The following is a 15,389-nucleotide window of genomic DNA, read 5'->3' as shown; positions in this document are numbered from 1 at the left end:
TGTTCCGGAGGATCACGCGCGCGCCGCCCGCGCGGCGTAGGAAATCGGCGTTAAACCACTTCCTAGAAGTCGGCGTTGCCCGAGGCGAGATTCTCGAACTTGGTCAGCTGCTTCAGGAAGGCCAGCTTCACGGTGCCGGTCGGGCCGTTACGCTGCTTGCTGATGATCACCTCGGAGACGCCGGGCTCCTTGGTGTCCTTGTTGTAGTAGTCGTCGCGGTAGATGAACATGATCACGTCCGCGTCCTGCTCGATGGCGCCGGATTCCCGCAGGTCCGACATCATGGGACGCTTGTCCGTGCGCTGCTCCACCGCGCGCGACAGCTGCGACAGCGCGATCAGCGGGCAGCCGAGCTCCTTGGCCAGCATCTTGAGGCCCCGCGAGATCTCGCCCACGGCCGTGGCGCGGTTCTCGTCGCTCATGCCGCTGGACACGCTCATCAGCTGGATGTAGTCGACCACGATCAGGCCCAGCTTGCCGCCGCACTGGCGCGCCAGGCGCCGCGCGTTCGCGCGCAGTTCGCTCACCGACAGGCCCGGCGTCTCGTCGATGTGCAGCTGGATGTTGCGCAGCTTCTCGATGGCCTCGGTCAGGCGCGGCCACTCGTCGTCGGTGAGCTTGCCGGTGCGCAGGTGGCCCTGGTCGATGCGGCCGATCGAGCCCACGATACGCACGGCGAGCTGCGCGGCACCCATTTCCATGGAGAACACGGCGACGGGCAGGCCTTCGTTGAGGGCGACGTGCTCGGCGATGTTGATGGCCAGGGAGGTGTTGTGGGTGACGACGTCGCCGTCCGTGATGTACAGGTGCTCAGGATGGCTGACGGAGATGCACTGGCATGCCACCTCGCGGGTGGGTTCGATGGCGGTGACGGTCAGCCGCTTCTTGCGCAGCCCGGACTCCGGCGCCCGCGCCTGCTTCTCCGACAGCAGGAACAGGCTGCGCGGCCGCGGATGGCTGATGTGGCAGACCCAGGCCGGCAGGCCGGGAACGCGCTCGCCCGCTGCGTTCGTGAAGTGCGGTTGCTTGGCCGTGATGGAGCACCAGCCGCCGAGGGAGCGCACGAGCTCCGCCACGTCATCGGCGAGCTGCCGGCTCGCGGTCGAGAAGCGGATGCTGCCCCACTTCTCCACCCAGCCATCGGTGTCGAGCAGGCCGCGCAGGAGGTCCAGGCGCGCTGCGCGGTTCGCCTCGAGGTACACCCGCGGGATGAACTTGCGCTCGCTCGGGAGCCCGGAGAGCTCCAGGTCCTGCAGGGCCTGGCGCAGGGGATTCGGCCGGACGCCTTGCACCCCCTTGGCATGCGCCCCGCCGTCCCGAACGATGCGGTAGTCATCGGCACCCGCGTGCACGAGCGTCATCGGCTCGCCCACGCGGACTTCCATGCGGGCCAGCGCCTCCAGGGACGCGCTGGAGAACATCACGCTGCCGGTGCGCGTGAGGCAGCCGTCGCCGAGGAGCGCGCCCAGCACCCACGGGTCGACCGGCAGCGGCTCGTCATGCCCGAAGTCGCCGGTCGCCGGCTCGATCCAGACGCGGCCCTGGTAGCGCTTCCTGGCCAGCAACGCCATGAGCTCGGTCGTGGCGATGACCCTGGGCGCGTCCCAATGCCGGCAATGCACCTTCCAGAGGTGTTCGGCGCAGCATTCCGCCGAACGGCCGTCGGAGAAGGTGACGCGGTAGACCTGCTTCACGCCTTGCGGGTAGAGGCCGGTGACGATCGAAGGACGCCCGTCGACCGACGCCAGTGCGTCCCCCACTTCCAGGTCGCCCATCGCCTTCCAGCCGGTGCGGGTGCGCACGCGCGCATCCAGCGGCTGCGCCTTGCCCATCGAGGGGCGTGCCGCCAGGATGATCAGGTCGCCCGCCTGCATGCCCGAGGTCATGCGGTCGAAGTCGTAGAAGCCGGTCGGCACGCCCGTGATGTCGTTCGGGTTGTCGGCCATCTCCTGGACGCGGTCCAGCAGTTCCACGACCAGGCTGTCCATCCCCCGGAAGCCCTGCTTGGAGCGGGAGCCCTCCTCGCCGATGTTGAAGATCTTCTGCTCCGCCTCGTCGAGGATCTTCTCGACCGGCTTGCCCTGCGTGTTGAAGGACTGGGTGGCGATCTCGTCGGAGGCCGAGATCAGCTTGCGGAGGATGGAGCGCTCGCGCACGATCTCCGCGTAGCGCCGGATGTTCGCGGCGCTCGGCACGTACTGCGCGAGCGAGTTGAGGTACGCCAGGCCGCCGATTTCCTCCGCCTTGCCCTGCGACTGCAACGCCTCGAAGACGGTGATCACGTCCGCCGGCTTGTTGCCGTTGACGAGGCCGCCGATGGCGCCATAGATCAGCTTGTGTTCGTAGCGGTAGAAGTGCTCGTCGACCAGCAGGTCGCCGACGCGGTCCCAGGCACCGTTGTCCAGCAGCAGGCCGCCGAGCACGCTGGACTCGGCCTCGATGGAATGGGGCGGGATGCGCAGCTGCGCCACCTGCCGGTCGCGGGGGAAATCGTCTTCGACGGTGCTCAGGACGGCGGACATGGACTCACTCGTTTCTCAGGCATGGATTGTCCAGCCGCCCCTGTAAGCATGTCCAGTGATAACGCTGGGGAGCTTCTGTGGATAAGTCGCTGCTGCCTGTGGAGATGGCCGTGGCTTGCGGGTCTTTCTGCGTTCTTTTCTCCGCACCCCAAAGAAAAAGCCGCCCGAAGGCGGCTTTCCCTGGACGGAGCGGCTTACGCCGTCTCGCCGTAGACCGTGACGTTGATGTCGACCACGACGTCCGTGTGCAGGGCCACGGAGACGGTGCTGTCGCCGACGGTCTTGATCGGGCCGTTGGGCATGCGCACCTGGGCCTTCGCGACGGGATAACCCATCTTGCCGAGTTCCTCGGCGATGTCGAAGTTGGTGACGGAGCCGAACAGGCGGCCGTCCACGCCGGCCTTCTGGGTCAGCTTGACGGTCTGGCCGGACAGCTTCTCGCCTTGCGCTTGCGCGTCGGACAGCTTGGCGGCGGCCTGCTTCTCCAGTTCGGCGCGCTTGGCTTCGAATTCGGCCTTGTTCGCTTCGGTGGCGCGGCGGGCGCGGCCTTGCGGGATCAGGAAGTTGCGGGCGTAGCCGTCACGCACCTTCACGATCTCGCCCAGGTTGCCCAGGTTGACGACTTTCTCGAGCAGGATGACTTGCATGGCTACTTCCTCAGATGCGGTGCTGGTCGGAGTACGGCAGCAGGGCCAGGAAGCGCGCGCGCTTGATGGCGGTGTTCAGCTGGCGCTGGTAGATCGCGCGGGTGCCGGTCAGGCGCGCCGGGATGATCTTGCCGTTTTCGGAGATGAAGTCGCGCAGGGTGTCGATGTCCTTGTAATCGATCTCTTCGACGCCGGCGACGGTGAAGCGGCAGAAGCGCTTGCGCTTGAACAGCAGCGACTGGGTGTTGCGCTTCGGACGCTTGTCCTTGTTGAACTTCTTGAACGTGGCCATGGTGGACCTCTACGAATTAAGTGTCTTGCTGGAATGACTGGATGTGCAGGACCGGGTGCTTGCCGTGGCGGGGAGCGGCCAGGAATCCGGTGAACCGGAATGCGCTGCCGATCGCCTGCCGCGCGAGCGTTTCCGCATCCGTCCCGAAGGCCACCGCCCTGACTTCCACCCTCACCTGCCGCTGGGCGCCCGCTTCGCGGACTTCCGACTCGTGTTCGAGCCGCAGGTCGAGGGCCGGGAGTCCGGCCGGCGTGTAGCGCAGGGCTTGGGCCTCCGCGATACGCGCGCTCAGGATCGTCTGGTTCACACCCGGCGAGAGCCGGTCGCTTACGACTGGAACTCCGCCTGTTGCGCCTTGCGGGCTTCCTCGCGCTCCACGGTCTTCATCATGGAGGACGGGCCGGTGTCGGCCTTCTTCTTGACCACGGTCAGGTGGCGCAGCACGGCATCGTTGAAGCGGAAGGCATGCTCCAGCTCGGACATCACGGCCTGGTCGGCCTCGATGTTGATGCACAGGAAGTGGGCCTTGGCGAGCTTGTTGATCTGGTAGGCCAGCTGGCGGCGGCCCCAGTCCTCGACACGGTGCACCTTGCCGTTGCCGGCGGTGATCATGCCCTTGTAGCGCTCCAGCATGGCCGGAACCTGCTCGCTCTGATCCGGGTGGATCAGCAAGACGATTTCATAGTGACGCATTCATACTCCTTGTGGGTTGGAACAGCCGCCTCCGGCGTCAAGACGGGGTGCGGCAAGGCGAAGCCCGCGATTATAGCCCGCCGGGCGGATGGCTGCCGGGCAGCGGGACGGGCCGTGGCTCAGCGGGGGCGCAGCAGCGCCTCGAGCCTGGCGAACTTCAGGGGGCCGACGGCGGAGCGGATGCGGGGCGCCAGGGCTTCCAGTTCCTCGAGGTTGTTCGCCGCCTCGACCGCCAGGTCCAGGTTGCCCCACTTGCCCCCCAGTTCCGCCGTGAGGGCGGTGGCCACGGCGTAGGCCTGCAGGTAGCGGTCGCGGTCCAGGCCGCCGGGGCCCGAATCGCTGAACGGCTGCATCGGAGGCTGGTCGGCGACGAGCCCGAGGTCCAGGAGGTGCTCGATGTCGGCCCGCGTGACGCCGCCCGCGGAAGTGGCCGCCAGGACCTCCTCCAGCGAGCGCTGGCCGTCGAACAGGATCAGGGCCGCGCGCTGCCGGGGCGAGAGCCCGCTCGCCCGGTCCTTGAGCATCCGCAGCCCGGCATCCGTCTTGGCCAAGGTCATGTTGCCGCTTCTCCGAAAGAAGAAAGGCCCGCGCGGGGCGGGCCTTTCCGTGCGTCAGGGACGAGCTTAATCGCGGGCGTAGATATCCACGTCCTTGGTTTCCCGGATGAACAGCATGCCGATCACGAAGGTGGCGGCAGCGACGATCACGGGGTACCACAGGCCGTAGAAGATGTCGCCCGTGGCCGCTACCATGGCGAAGGCCGTCGTCGGCAGCAGGCCGCCGAACCAGCCGTTGCCGATGTGGTACGGCAGGCTCATGGAGGTGTAGCGGATCCGCGTCGGGAACAGCTCCACCAGCATGGCGGCGATCGGGCCGTAGACCATCGTCACCAGGATCACGAGGAACACCAGGATGGCCAGCACCATGCCCTGGTTCATCTTCGACTTGTCGGCCGGCTGCGTCAGGCCCGCGGCCTTGGCGCTGTCGCCCACCTGCTTCTTGAAGTCCGCGATGGCCTTGGCGGACTCGGCGGAGAAGCCGTGGCGCTCGGCGTTCAGCGTCGCGGTCGGGGCCGTGATCACCTTGTCGCCGATCGTGATGGTGGCGGGCGAGCCGGGCGCGCCGACCTTGTTCTCGTACGGGATGTACGACTGCGTCAGCGCGCGCTTGGAGATGTCGCAGGAACTGGTGAAGTCGATCTCGCGGGCGATCGGGCTGCCCTGGAACGAGCACTGCTTCGGATCGGCGGTGATCGTCACCTTGGTCGCCTGTTGCGCCGCCACGAGGCCGGGGTTGGCGGCCTTCAGCAGCATCGGGAACACCGTGAAGTAGGTGAGCGCGGCGATCAGGCAGCCCGCCATGATGATCGGCTTGCGGCCGATCTTGTCCGAGAGCGAGCCGAACACGATGAAGAAGGGCGTGCCGATCAGCAGCGACGCGGCGATCAGCAGGTTGGCCGTCGTGACGTCCACCTTCGCGATCGTGGTCATGAAGAACAGCGCGTAGAACTGGCCCGTATACCAGACGACGGCCTGGCCGGCGGTGAGGCCCAGGAGCGCCAGGATCACGATCTTCAGGTTGCGCCACTCACCGAAGGATTCCTTCAGCGGCGCCTTGGAGGTCTTGCCCTCGGACTTCATCTTCTGGAAGGCGGGCGACTCGTTCAGCGTCAGCCGGATCCAGACCGAGATGGCCAGCAGCACGATGGAGACCAGGAAGGGAATGCGCCAGCCCCACTCGGCCCAGGCCTTGGGGTCCATGGCTTCGCGCACGCCCAGGATCACCAGCAGCGACATGAACAGGCCCAGGGTGGCCGTCGTCTGGATCCAGGAGGTGTAGGCACCGCGCTTGCCGTGCGGCGCGTGTTCCGCGACGTAGGTCGCGGCGCCGCCGTACTCGCCGCCGAGGGCCAGGCCCTGCAGCAGGCGCAGCGCGATCAGGATCACCGGGGCGGCGACGCCGATCGACTTGTAGGTCGGGAGCAGGCCGACGATGAAGGTCGACGCACCCATGATCAGGATGGTGACCAGGAAGGTGTACTTCCGGCCGATCATGTCGCCGAGGCGGCCGAACACGATGGCGCCGAAGGGCCGCACCAGGAAGCCCGCGGCGAACGCGAGCAGCGCGAAGATGTACGCGGAGGTGGGGTCCAGGCCCGAGAAGAACTGCGCGCCGATGATGGCGGCGAGCGATCCGTACAGGTAGAAGTCGTACCACTCGAAGACCGTGCCGAGCGAGGAAGCGAAGATGACCTTCTTCTCCTCGCGCGTCATCGGCGCAGCGGCGGCGCCCGACCCGACGGACGTGCCGGCGGAAGCTGTTGCCATGTTGTCTCCTATGTTGGGGAGATTCCAGTGTTGGAACCCGCTCTGACGCGAGCCTGACACGGTTGCGCAGCCGCCCCTAGGGCTATCCCTAGGAGCGGCGCGCGGCGAGGCTGACGATCCAGGTGACCAGGAAACCGAACGGCACGCCGAACACCGCCGCCGACAGCGGCTGGATGCCGAACCACAGCTGCTGCCCGGGGGGCAGGCCCCAGGCCGCGCGCAGCGCCGGGGCATTCACCATCATGTAGCCCACGGTAAGCCCCAGGCCCGCGAGCATCCCCGCGGTGGCACCGGTGCGGTTGGCCCCTCGCCACAGGATGCCGAGCAGCATGGCCGGGACGAACGCCGAGGCGGCGAGGGAGAACGACGCAGAGACCAGCGCGAGGATGTCCGCGGGCTTGGTCGTCGCGACCACGGCCGCGACGAGCGCCACCGCCATCAGCGCGAACTTGGAGAGGATCACGCGCTGCTCGGGCGGCAGGTTCGGCTTCACGTCGTGCCAGAAGATGTCCCGCACGAGCGCATTGCTGATCGTGAGCAGCAGGCCGTCGGCGGTGGACAGCGCCGCGGCGAGGCCGCCCGCGGCGACGAGTCCGGAGATCACGTAAGGCAGGCCGCCCAGTTCCGGCGTGGCCAGCATGATGATGTCGGCGCCGAGGCGGATCTCGCCCCACTGGAGGACGCGGTCGCCGTTGACGTCCGCGACCGAGAGCAGCGACGGGTCCACCCTCGCCCACTGCGCGATCCACGGCGGCAGCGCGTCGAAGCTGCTGCCCACGAGGTTGTTCATCACCTCGAACTTCACCAGTGCCGCGAGGGCCGGCGCGCTCACGTACACCAGGGCGATGAAGAACAGCGACCACGCCACCGAAGTGCGTGCCGCGGCCACGCTGGGCACGGTGTAGTAGCGCGTGAGTAGGTGCGGCAGCCCCGCGGTGCCGACCATCAGGCAGAACATGAGCGCGAGGAAGTTGCGCCGGGAGACGTCGAAGACTTCGCGTTCGGCCGCGGAGCCCCCAGGGTCGCCCGCGAACGGCTGGCTGTGGCGCGGCACGCCGCCGAGCGGCTGCGCGCGCTCGTAACTCTCGTGCATGGCGCGCGTCCACAGCTCGCGCGCGCTCGCCGCGTCGCGCGGCAAGGCGGCGAGTGCGCGGTTCGCTGCATAGACCTGGGCCGAGTCCGCGCCCTGCTGCTTGAGCAGGCGGATGCGCTCCTGGGCCCCGGCGCGCTCCTGCGCCAGAGCCGCGTCCACGTCGCGCAGCTTGGCCTGGTACTCGCGCGCGCGCCGCAGGAAGATCGCGGCCACCTGCTGCTCCGCGGGGTCGTTGGCGAAGCGTTCCTCCAGCGCCGAGATCTTTTGCAGCTGCATGCCGTACACCAGCGGCGCCGCGGGCTGTCCCAGCTGCTTGTACGCGAGCCACGACACGGGAATCAGGAACGCCAGCAGCATCACGATGTACTGCGCCACCTGCGTCCACGTGATCGCCTTCATGCCGCCGAGGAAGGAGCAGAGCAACACGCCGCCCAGCCCCAGCAGGATGCCGATCTCGAACTGCACGCCGGTGAGGCGCGACGCGATCAGGCCGATGCCGTAGATCTGCGCCACGACGTAGACGAAGGAGCACAGCACCGCCGACAGCGCCGCGACCACGCGCGGCCCGCGCCCGCCATAGCGCAGCTCGAAGTAGTCGGGGACGGTGTACAGCTTGAGCTTGCGCAGGTGCGGCGCGATCAGCAGCGCCACCAGGCAGAAGCCGCCCGTCCATCCGAGGACGTAGGCGAGGCCGCCGGCCTGGCCCGGGCTGCCGCCGTAGCCCTGCAGGTACAGCCCGCCCGCCATGCTGATGAAGGACGCGGCACTCATCCAGTCGGCTGCGGCGGCCATGCCGTTGTACAGCGGCGGGATGCGCCGGCCCGCGACGTAGTACTCCTCCGGGTCGGTGGTGCGGCTGCGGATGCCGATCACCGCGTACATCATCACCGTGGAGAAGATGAAGATGGGCCCCAGCCAGAAGCGCGAGAGGCCCTGGTGCTCGGCCCAGGCGAGCAGGCCCAGGAACGCCAGGAAGGACAGGATGAAGGAGAGGAGGATGCGGCGCAGCCGCCGCTCGTACGGGCTCACCGCTCGACGCCCTCGCTGCCGTCCTCCGGCTGCAGGCGCTTCATCGCCCACGCATAGACGACCACGATGGCGATGAAGGCGAGCAGCGCGCCCTGCGCCGCGAACCAGTAGCCGAAGGGCCAGCCGAGGACGACGAAGTCCAGGTCGCGCGCGAAATAGACCGACCCGAAGCCGACCGCCGCCCACAGCGCGAGCAGCCCCAGCTTGAGGGCCAGCACGCGCGGCGGCGGCGGATCGGTGGGCGGCAGGTCGACCATGGGCGCGATCATCGCACCCGCGGCCGAGCTTGCATCCTATCGATTCTGCTTAGCTGGCGAGCTTCTGCCAGGTGGCGATCACGCTGTCCGGGTTGAGCGAGATCGAGGTGATGCCCTGCTCCACCAGCCACTGCGCGAAGTCCGGGTGGTCGCTGGGGCCCTGGCCGCAGATGCCGACGTACTTGCCCTGGGCAACGCAGGCCTGGATGGCGCGCGAGAGCAGCGCCTTCACGGCGGGATCGCGCTCGTCGAAGTCGGCGGCGAGCAGTTCCAGGCCCGAGTCGCGGTCCAGGCCCAGCGTGAGCTGCGTCAGGTCGTTCGAGCCGATGGAGAAGCCGTCGAAGTGCTTGAGGAACTCGTCGGCCAGGATGGCGTTGCTGGGGATCTCGCACATCATGATCACCTTCAGCTCGTTCTCGCCGCGCTTGAGGCCATGGTCCGCCAGCAGCTTCGTCACGCGCTCCGCCTGCGAGAGCGTGCGCACGAAGGGCACCATCACCTGCACGTTGGTCAGGCCCATCTCGTCGCGCACGCGCACGAGCGCCTCGCACTCCATCTCGAAGGCTTCCTTGAATTCCGCGCTGATGTAGCGCGCCGCGCCGCGGAAGCCCAGCATCGGGTTCTCTTCCTCGGGCTCGTAGCGGCTGCCGCCGATCAGCTTGCGGTACTCGTTGGACTTGAAGTCCGACAGGCGCACGATCACCGGCTTGGGCCAGAAGGCCGCGGCGATGGTCGCGACGCCTTCGGCGACCTTGTCGACGTAGAAGGCCCGCGGCGAGGCATGGCCGCGCGCCACCGACTCCACGGCCTTCTTCAGGTCGGCATCCACGTTCGGGTAGTCCAGGATCGCCTTCGGGTGGACGCCGATGTTGTTGTTGATGATGAATTCGAGGCGGGCGAGGCCCACGCCGTGGTTCGGCAGCTGGGCGAAGTCGAAGGCGAGCTGCGGGTTGCCCACGTTCATCGCGATCTTGGTCTGGATGGGCGGCATCTCGCCGCGCTGCACCTCGGTGACTTCCGTCTCCAGCAGCCCGTCGTAGATGTAGCCGGTGTCGCCTTCGGCGCAGCTCACCGTGACCAGGGTGCCGTCCTTGAGCGTGTCGGTGGCATGGCCGCAGCCGACGACCGCCGGGATGCCCAGCTCGCGCGCGATGATCGCCGCGTGGCAGGTACGGCCGCCGCGGTTGGTGACGATGGCGCTGGCGCGCTTCATCACCGGCTCCCAGTTGGGATCCGTCATGTCGGTCACCAGCACGTCGCCGGCCTGCACGCGGTCCATCTCCGCGGTGCTGTGCACCAGGCGCACGGGGCCGGTGCCCACCTTCTGGCCGATCGCGCGGCCCTCGGCCAGCACGGCGCCCTTGCTCTTCAACTTGTAGCGCGTCTCGACCTTGCCCTCGGCCTGGCTCTTCACGGTCTCGGGGCGGGCCTGCAGGATGTACAGCTGGCCGTCGGTGCCGTCCTTGCCCCACTCGATGTCCATCGGGCGGCCGTAGTGCTGTTCGATCACCAGCGCGTACTTCGCGAGGTCCTGCACGTCGTCGTCGGTCAGCGAGTAGCGGTTGCGCTGCTCCAGCGGGACGTCCACGGTCTTCACCAGCTTGCTGCCCTTCGCCTTCTCCTCGTCGGAGGTGAAGACCATCTGGATCAGCTTGGAGCCGAGGTTGCGGCGGATCACCGCCCTCTTGCCCGCCTGGAGCATGGGCTTGTGGACGTAGAACTCGTCCGGGTTGACCGCGCCCTGCACCACCGTCTCGCCCAGGCCGTAGCTGGAGGTGATGAATACCACGTCGGGGAAGCCGGACTCGGTGTCGATCGTGAACATGACGCCGGCGGCGCCCAGGTCGGAGCGCACCATGCGCTGCACGCCGGCGGACAGCGCCACGTGCTCGTGCGCGAAGCCCTTGTGCACGCGGTAGCTGATGGCGCGGTCGTTGTACAGGGAGGCGAACACCTCCTTCATCTTGTGCAGGACGTCCGCGATGCCGTGCACGTTGAGGAAGGTTTCCTGCTGGCCGGCGAAGGAGGCGTCGGGCAGGTCTTCCGCGGTGGCGGAGGAACGCACGGCGAAGCTGGCCTCCGGGTTGCCCGCGGACAGCTTCGCGAACTCCGCGCGGATCTCGCGTTCGAGCTCCGGCGGGAAGGGCTGCGCCTCGACCCAGCCGCGGATTTCCGCGCCGGCCGCGGCGAGCGCGCGCACGTCCTCGGTGTCGAGGGTCGACAGGCGCTCGCGGATGCGCGCATCCAGGCCGCCGTGCTTCAGGAATTCGCGGAACGCGTGGGCCGTGGTGGCGAAGCCGGTGGGCACGCGCACGCCATGGGGCAGCTGCGAGATCATTTCGCCGAGGCTGGCGTTCTTGCCGCCGACCACCTCGACGTCGCTCATCCTCAGGTTCTCAAAGGGAACGACCAGTGCGGTCGCGCTGAAACGGGCAGACATGGGAAGACTCCGGAAGTTGGTAATCGGTCTGCGCGCGGGCGCACGGCGCGATGGGCTCCTGCCGCGGGGCTTTGTGCTTGTTCGAGTGGGCGGCGGCAGGTCATCGGCGGGGAATTCGGATAATGGGCGGAATTGTAGGCGTCGCAAGGTGATCGTGGCCTGCGCCGGAGCTTACGGATCATGCCCATGCACACCCGCACCGTCTTCTTCGTCTCCGATGGCACCGGCATCACGGCCGAGACCTTCGGCAACGCCATCCTGGCGCAGTTCGAGTTCAAGCCCCGCCACGTGCGGCTGCCCTTCATCGACACCGTGGACAAGGCGCACCAGGTCGTGCGGCAGGTGAACCACACCGCGGAGGTCGAAGGCCGCCGCCCCGTCGTGTTCACGACGCTGGTGAATGTCGAAGTGCTGCAGGTGATCGAGGAAGGCTGCAAGGCGATGGTGCTGGACATGTTCGGCACCTTCGTGCGGCCGCTGGAGATCGAGCTCGGGATGAAGTCCAGCCACCGCGTGGGGCGCTTCTCGGACGTGAGCAAGAGCAAGGAGTACCACGACCGCATCGAGGCGATCAACTTCAGCCTGGCGCACGACGACGGCCAGTCGAACGCCGACCTCGAGCAGGCGGACGTGATCCTGATCGGCGTCAGCCGCAGCGGCAAGACGCCGACCTCGCTGTACCTGGCCATGCAGCACGGGCTGAAGGCCGCCAACTACCCGCTGATCCCGGAAGACTTCGACCGCCGCCAGATGCCGCCGGCGCTGGTGCCCTACCGCAAGAAGATCTTCGGCCTCACCATCCAGCCGGAGCGGCTGAGCGAGATCCGCAACGAGCGGCGGCCGAACTCGAAGTACGCGTCGCTCGAGAACTGCCGCCACGAGGTGGCCGAGGCCGAAGCCATGATGCGCCGGGAAGGGATCCGCTGGCTTTCCACGACGACCAAGTCGATCGAGGAAATCGCCACGACCATCCTCCAGGAGATCCGGCCCGAGCGCCTGGAGTACTGAGGCTCGTCTTCACGGCATCGCCCCCGACCACGGCGCGATAGCCGACGCCTAAGCCCCCGATGCCCCATTTCAATGGGAAAGGGGCGGGAGAGGCCTTATCATTCATAGGCGCGCTTCATGGAGAGGCGCTCAGTTATAGAGGAAACCAATGTCCCTGATCAATACCCCCATCCCGCCCTTCAAGACCGAAGCCTTCCACAACGGCAAGTTCGTGCCGGTGAGCGACGACTCGCTGAAGGGCAAGTGGTCGGTCCTGATCTTCATGCCGGCCGCCTTCACGTTCAACTGCCCGACGGAAGTCGAGGACGCGGCCGACAACTATGCCGAGTTCCAGAAGCTGGGCGCCGAGGTCTACATCGTGACCACCGACACGCACTTCTCGCACAAGGTGTGGCACGAGACCTCCCCCGCCGTCGGCAAGGCGAAGTTCCCGCTGGTGGGCGACCCGACCCACACCCTGACGAACGCGTTCGGCGTGCACATCCCGGAAGAAGGCCTGGCCCTGCGCGGCACCTTCATCATCAACCCGGAAGGCATCGTGAAGACGGCCGAGATCCACTCGAACGAGATCGCCCGCGACGTCAAGGAAACGCTGCGCAAGCTGAAGGCTGCGCAGTACACCGCCTCGCACCCGGGTGAAGTCTGCCCGGCCAAGTGGAACGAAGGCGCGAAGACCATCGCCCCGTCCCTGGACCTGGTCGGCAAGATCTAAGCGTCCCCTGCTCTGCCGGCTCCGGCCGGCGTGATGCCCACAAGGCCCGGGCATGCCCGGGCCTTGCCGTTTCCGAACAGAACTCGAAAGGAATGTCCATGCTCGACGCCAACATGAAAGCCCAACTGGCCGCCTACCTGGAGCGCATGACCCAGCCGGTGGAGATCGTCGCCTCGCTCGACGACACGCCTGCTTCGGCCGAAATGCAGGCGCTGCTGAAGGACATCGCGGAGACTTCCCCCCGCGTCACCGTGAGCGAGACCCGCGGCGGCCCGCACCGCACGCCCTCGTTCCAGATCAACAAGCCCGGCCACGGCGACGGCCCGCGCTTCGCCGGCCTGCCCATGGGCCACGAGTTCACCTCGCTCGTGCTGGCGCTGCTGCAGGTGGGCGGCTACCCGCCGAAGGTGGAACAGGCGCTGCTGGAGCAGATCCGCGCGCTCGACGCCGACCTCGACTTCGAGGTGTACGTCTCGCTCACCTGCCACAACTGCCCGGACGTCGTGCAGGCGCTGAACCTGATGGCGGTGCAGAACCCGCGCATCAAGGCGACGATGGTCGAGGGCGGCCTGTTCCAGCAGGAGATCGAGGACCGGCAGATCATGGGCGTGCCGACGATCTTCCTGAACGGCACCTTCTTCGGCTCCGGCCGCATGAGCCTGGAAGAGATCGTCGCCAAGGTGGACAGCGGCGCCGCGAAGCGCGAGGCGGAGAAGATTTCCGCCAAGGACCCGTTCGACGTGCTGATCGTCGGCGGCGGCCCCGCGGGCGCCGCGGCGGCCGTGTACGCGGCGCGCAAGGGCATCCGCACCGGCATCGCTTCCGAGCGCTTCGGCGGCCAGGTGCTCGACACCCTCGGCATCGAGAACTACATCTCGGTGAAGGAAACCGAGGGTCCGAAGTTCGCGCTGGCGCTGGAGGAGCACGTGCGCCACTACGACGTGGACATCATGAACCTGCAGCGCGCGAAGGCGCTGAAGGCGGGCGACGTCGTCGAGGTGGAACTGGAAAGCGGCGCGAAGCTCAAGGCGAAGACCGTCATCCTCAGCACCGGTGCGCGCTGGCGCAACATCAACGTGCCCGGCGAGAAGGAGCTGAAGAACAAGGGCGTGGCGTACTGCCCGCACTGCGACGGCCCGCTCTACAAGGGCAAGCGCGTCGCCGTGATCGGCGGCGGCAACTCCGGCGTGGAAGCGGCGATCGACCTGGCCGGCATCGTGAAGCACGTGACGCTGGTGGAGTTCGACACCAGGCTGCGCGCGGACGCGGTGCTGCAGGAGAAGCTGCGCTCGCTGGCGAACGTGGACGTGATCCTCAACGCGCAGACGACGGCGATCACCGGCACCGACAAGGTGGACGGCCTCACCTACAAGGACCGCGCGAGCGGCGAGGAGAAGCGCGTGGACCTGGAAGGCGTGTTCGTCCAGATCGGCCTGGTGCCCAACACCGAGTGGCTCAAGGGCTCCCTGGAGCTGTCGAAGCATGGCGAGATCATGGTCGACGCCCGGGGCCAGACCTCGATGCCCGGCGTGTTCGCCGCCGGCGACTGCACGACCGTGCCTTTCAAGCAGATCGTGATCGCGGCGGGCGACGGGGCGAAGGCGGCGCTGTCCGCGTTCGACCACCTGATCCGCCACTGACGGACGGGGAGGAAAAAAAGGGGGCGCAAGCCCCCTTTTTTCTGGGCCACAATCGCCGCACAAGACCAAGCGAGAGAAACGACCATGCAAGGCGATCCCCAAGTCATCCAGCACCTGCAGGCCCAGCTCAGGAACGAACTGACGGCCACGAACCAGTACTTCCTGCACTACCGCATCCTGAAGCACTGGGGCTTCGACCGCCTGGCGAAGAAGGAATACGAGGAATCGATCGGCGAAATGAAGCACGCCGACAAGCTGATGGAGCGCATCCTCTTCCTCGACGGCCTGCCCAACCTGCAGGACCTGGGCAAGCTGCTGGTCGGCGAGAACGTGCCGGAGATCCTGGACTGCGACCTCAAGAGCGAGCGCGGCGCGCAGGCGACGATCAAGGCGGGCATCGCGCAGTGCGAGTCCGTCAACGACTACGTGTCGCGCGAGATCCTGGTGGCGATCCTCGAGGACACCGAGGAGCACATCGACTGGCTGGAGACGCAGATCGACCTGCTGCAGAAGATCGGCCTGCAGAACTACCTGCAGTCGCAGATGGGTGAAGGGTCGTGAGGCTTGGCTGGGGTGCGCTGCGCGCAACCCAGCCTACAAGGGGCCCTGAAGTTGACCCCTTTTCGCGGACACCTTACCGTCCTGAAAGGAGGGGTGTCCGATGAGAAGGTTCGTGCCGCCATATCCGGCGGAATTCCAGAAGCAGATGGTGGAGCTGGTGCTCGGGGG

At 67.3% G+C, this 15,389-nt stretch carries 14 protein-coding genes; 4 read left to right on the top strand and 10 right to left on the bottom strand.

Annotated features, from left to right (window positions below):
- Positions 1 to 62 precede the first annotated feature (62 nt).
- The 10 genes from dnaB to ppsA form a co-directional block, all read right to left on the bottom strand.
- Entirely contained in the window at positions 63 to 2,522 is a 2,460-nt protein-coding gene (gene dnaB, locus H8N03_RS23235; protein WP_187078621.1) for a replicative DNA helicase, read from the bottom strand.
- A 194-nt stretch (positions 2,523 to 2,716) separates the two neighbouring features.
- On the bottom strand, positions 2,717 to 3,169 hold the full coding sequence (gene rplI, locus H8N03_RS23230) for a 50S ribosomal protein L9 (protein WP_187078620.1): 453 nt from the start codon (positions 3,167 to 3,169) through the stop codon (positions 2,717 to 2,719).
- Between the two features lie 10 nt (positions 3,170 to 3,179).
- Complete coding sequence (gene rpsR / locus H8N03_RS23225) at positions 3,180 to 3,461, bottom strand: 30S ribosomal protein S18 (RefSeq protein ID WP_169420325.1); 282 nt, start codon at positions 3,459 to 3,461, stop codon at positions 3,180 to 3,182.
- 16 nt (positions 3,462 to 3,477) lie between these two features.
- A complete protein-coding gene (priB, locus tag H8N03_RS23220) occupies positions 3,478 to 3,768 on the bottom strand; it encodes a primosomal replication protein N (protein WP_187078619.1) in 291 nt (96 codons plus the stop codon).
- 20 nt (positions 3,769 to 3,788) lie between these two features.
- Positions 3,789 to 4,154, bottom strand: a complete 366-nt coding sequence (gene rpsF, locus H8N03_RS23215; protein WP_171557074.1) for a 30S ribosomal protein S6 — start codon at positions 4,152 to 4,154, stop codon at positions 3,789 to 3,791.
- A gap of 119 nt (positions 4,155 to 4,273) precedes the next feature.
- Entirely contained in the window at positions 4,274 to 4,711 is a 438-nt protein-coding gene (locus H8N03_RS23210; RefSeq protein WP_187078618.1) for a hypothetical protein, read from the bottom strand.
- Between the two features lie 66 nt (positions 4,712 to 4,777).
- Complete coding sequence (locus H8N03_RS23205; RefSeq protein WP_187078617.1) at positions 4,778 to 6,481, bottom strand: MFS transporter; 1,704 nt, start codon at positions 6,479 to 6,481, stop codon at positions 4,778 to 4,780.
- A gap of 88 nt (positions 6,482 to 6,569) precedes the next feature.
- Positions 6,570 to 8,603, bottom strand: coding sequence for a VC_2705 family sodium/solute symporter (locus H8N03_RS23200; RefSeq protein ID WP_187078616.1), 2,034 nt, complete (start codon positions 8,601 to 8,603; stop codon positions 6,570 to 6,572).
- Positions 8,600 to 8,860 (bottom strand): DUF4212 domain-containing protein, encoded by a 261-nt coding sequence (locus H8N03_RS23195; RefSeq protein WP_255428368.1) that lies wholly within the window; start codon positions 8,858 to 8,860, stop codon positions 8,600 to 8,602. Before H8N03_RS23195 ends, H8N03_RS23200 begins: the two co-directional genes overlap by 4 nt.
- A gap of 49 nt (positions 8,861 to 8,909) precedes the next feature.
- Entirely contained in the window at positions 8,910 to 11,300 is a 2,391-nt protein-coding gene (gene ppsA, locus H8N03_RS23190; protein ID WP_187078614.1) for a phosphoenolpyruvate synthase, read from the bottom strand.
- Positions 11,301 to 11,486: 186 nt separating this feature from the next.
- Here ppsA and ppsR point away from each other — a divergent pair, with 186 nt between their 5' ends.
- The 4 genes from ppsR to bfr all read left to right on the top strand — a co-directional run bounded on the left by ppsR (position 11,487) and on the right by bfr (position 15,221).
- A complete protein-coding gene (gene ppsR, locus H8N03_RS23185) occupies positions 11,487 to 12,308 on the top strand; it encodes a posphoenolpyruvate synthetase regulatory kinase/phosphorylase PpsR (RefSeq protein ID WP_187078613.1) in 822 nt (273 codons plus the stop codon).
- A 148-nt stretch (positions 12,309 to 12,456) separates the two neighbouring features.
- Positions 12,457 to 13,020, top strand: a complete 564-nt coding sequence (gene ahpC / locus H8N03_RS23180) for an alkyl hydroperoxide reductase subunit C (RefSeq protein WP_187078612.1) — start codon at positions 12,457 to 12,459, stop codon at positions 13,018 to 13,020.
- Positions 13,021 to 13,118: 98 nt separating this feature from the next.
- Complete coding sequence (gene ahpF / locus H8N03_RS23175) at positions 13,119 to 14,660, top strand: alkyl hydroperoxide reductase subunit F (RefSeq protein WP_187078611.1); 1,542 nt, start codon at positions 13,119 to 13,121, stop codon at positions 14,658 to 14,660.
- Positions 14,661 to 14,744: 84 nt separating this feature from the next.
- Positions 14,745 to 15,221, top strand: coding sequence for a bacterioferritin (gene bfr / locus H8N03_RS23170; RefSeq protein WP_187078610.1), 477 nt, complete (start codon positions 14,745 to 14,747; stop codon positions 15,219 to 15,221).
- Positions 15,222 to 15,389: the final 168 nt, after the last annotated feature.

Origin of the sequence: Ramlibacter cellulosilyticus (genome assembly GCF_014297465.1) — a bacterium.
In the GTDB taxonomy this organism is placed as follows: Bacteria; Pseudomonadota; Gammaproteobacteria; order Burkholderiales; family Burkholderiaceae_C; genus Ramlibacter; species Ramlibacter cellulosilyticus.
This window is presented reverse-complemented; position numbering and strand designations above follow the sequence as displayed.